At 59.2% G+C, this 2,124-nt stretch carries 3 protein-coding genes; all 3 read left to right on the top strand.

Going from position 1 to position 2,124, the window contains the following annotated elements:
- Positions 1–543: amino acid ABC transporter ATP-binding protein (locus tag AC1DVA_RS27905; RefSeq protein ID WP_476808051.1), on the top strand; the 543-nt coding region annotated here is incomplete at its 5' end.
- A gap of 16 nt (positions 544–559) precedes the next feature.
- Positions 560–1,450, top strand: a complete 891-nt coding sequence (locus AC1DVA_RS27900; protein ID WP_476808050.1) for an ABC transporter substrate-binding protein — start codon at positions 560–562, stop codon at positions 1,448–1,450.
- Positions 1,451–1,715: 265 nt separating this feature from the next.
- A partial coding sequence (locus AC1DVA_RS27895; protein WP_476808049.1) for an ureidoglycolate lyase occupies positions 1,716–2,124 on the top strand: 409 nt, incomplete at its 3' end.

Here is a 2,124-nt window from a genome sequence, read left to right as displayed (position 1 = left end):
CTCTACGAGATGAAACATGCTGAACTGGCTCGGCAACGCCGGGACATCGGGATGGTTTTTCAGCGGTTCAATCTGTTCGCGCATCTCGATGTGATGACCAACATCACGCAAGGTCCCATGCTCTTGAAGGGCGAAGCGAGGGACGTGGCGGTCGAGAACGCGCGACGGCTTCTCGCTATGGTCGACCTTCGCGAGAAGGAGCATGCCATGCCGGCAGAGCTTTCCGGCGGGCAGCAGCAACGTGTTGCGATCGCACGCGCACTCGCCATGAAACCCAGCTTGATGCTGTTCGACGAGCCTACCTCCGCGCTTGATCCAGAACTGGTGGGCGAGGTGCTGGCGGTGATGAAGCGATTGGCACGGGAAGGAATGACCATGCTGATCGTCACACATGAGATCGGCTTCGCGAGGGAAGTCGCGGATCGCGTGGTCTTTATAGACGGGGGGGTGATCGTCGAGGAAGGCCCGGCTCGGGAAGTTCTGCAGAATCCGCAAAAAGATCGGACGAAGAGTTTCCTCAGCCGGATCAACAATCACAATTGACAGGGGAATTGTTCAAATGACGAGCAGGCTCAAAGCGGTCGTCCTGGCCGCCGCTATCGTATGGACGGGTTCGGCGGCTGCGGGAGAGCGCATTGCCGGCCTTTATGACATGTTGCCCGAGCGTATCCGCAACGCAGGTGCGATCATGGCCGCCAGCGATCCGCAGCAACCGCCCTACGATTTCTACGATGAGGACAACAAGACCCTCATCGGTGTCGAGCAGGAGCTTCTGGCCGAAGTAGCGTMGCGCATCGGAATTCCAATCAAGGTGTCAGCTGCTCCGTTTCCCAGCATCATTCCCGGCATCCAGTCTGGGCGCTTTGATCTCGGAGCGTCTGCGTTCGGGGACTTCGTCGAGCGCGAAAAGATCGTCGATATCATCGATGTGAACTATGAGGCCGCCGGTCTCGTGGTCGTTGCGGGCAATCCGCTTGGCATCAAGAAGCTCAGCGACATGTGCGGGCACCGCGGCGCCGCCCACCAAGGCTCGACCCCGCTCAAGCTCTTCGAACTGCGGGCTCAGAAATGTCCGAGTTCGAAGCCGCTTGAGATCATGGAGTTCCCAACCAGCGATCAGGCCCAGCTCGCGGTGAAGAGCGGGCGCGCAGATGCCTATATCGCCAATGTAGGCGTTTCAGCCTATTCGACTGCGAAGCAGCCCAAGGGCGGCATCCAGCTCGAACTCATCACCAGCGGCCGCTACGCGGTTGGTTATCAGGGGTGGATCGTCRACAAGAACAGTCCGGGCCTTCGCGATGCGGTGATCAAGGCTTTGCAGAGCATGGTCGACGATGGTTCTTACGCAGCGGTCTTCAAAAAATGGAACCTGTCGCAGAACGTTCTGCAAAAGGTGACGTATAACGATGCTGCTCGTTTTGGGGCAGATTACTTCAAGATCGAAGACTGAGAGTGCTTCATTCGTTCGGGCGGGGCGACGTTCCGAGCGGAGCGGCGCCTCGCCCTCTGCGCGACCATCAAAGAGCAGCCCTCGACGTGTATCCGAAACCGTCCGGCGCTTTCCTCCGCAATCCCATCTCTTGACAGGCAGGGCCGGCTTCACCAACGCCTGTGCCGTCATCCGGCCGGTTCAAACGGCACCGTATCCACCTGCGGTGGACCGGCATCTACAATGCGTGGAGGCCTCGATCCCGGCGGCCCCTTGAGGAACACCTATGCAAGACGATGAGCTCACGCTCGGGATTCCTTCCCCCCGGACTCTCCAAGTTCAACCGGTGACGAAGGCCTCGTTCGAGCCCTATGGATGGATCGTGGAAGCTGGCGAATCCGATCATGTTGTCAACAACGGTACGGCTCTGCGACACGACATCCACGCGCACGCAGCCTCCGATGTCCTGCCAGGAACCAGGCTGGTTACATCGATCTTCGAGGCGAAGGCGCAGCATCCGGACCAGCCGATCGAAATGCTGGAACGGCATCCAAACTCGATCCAGCTCATCGTTCCGCTTGGCGGTGCGGGCCATATCGTGGTCGTCAGTCAAAACAAGGCTGACGGCACCCCTGATTTTTCGACCTTCGCTGCCTTTTGGTTGTCCGCTGCGCAAGGATTGATCTACCGTCGGG

This window comes from Allobosea sp. P4_C6, from assembly GCF_056402015.1.
This window is presented reverse-complemented; position numbering and strand designations above follow the sequence as displayed.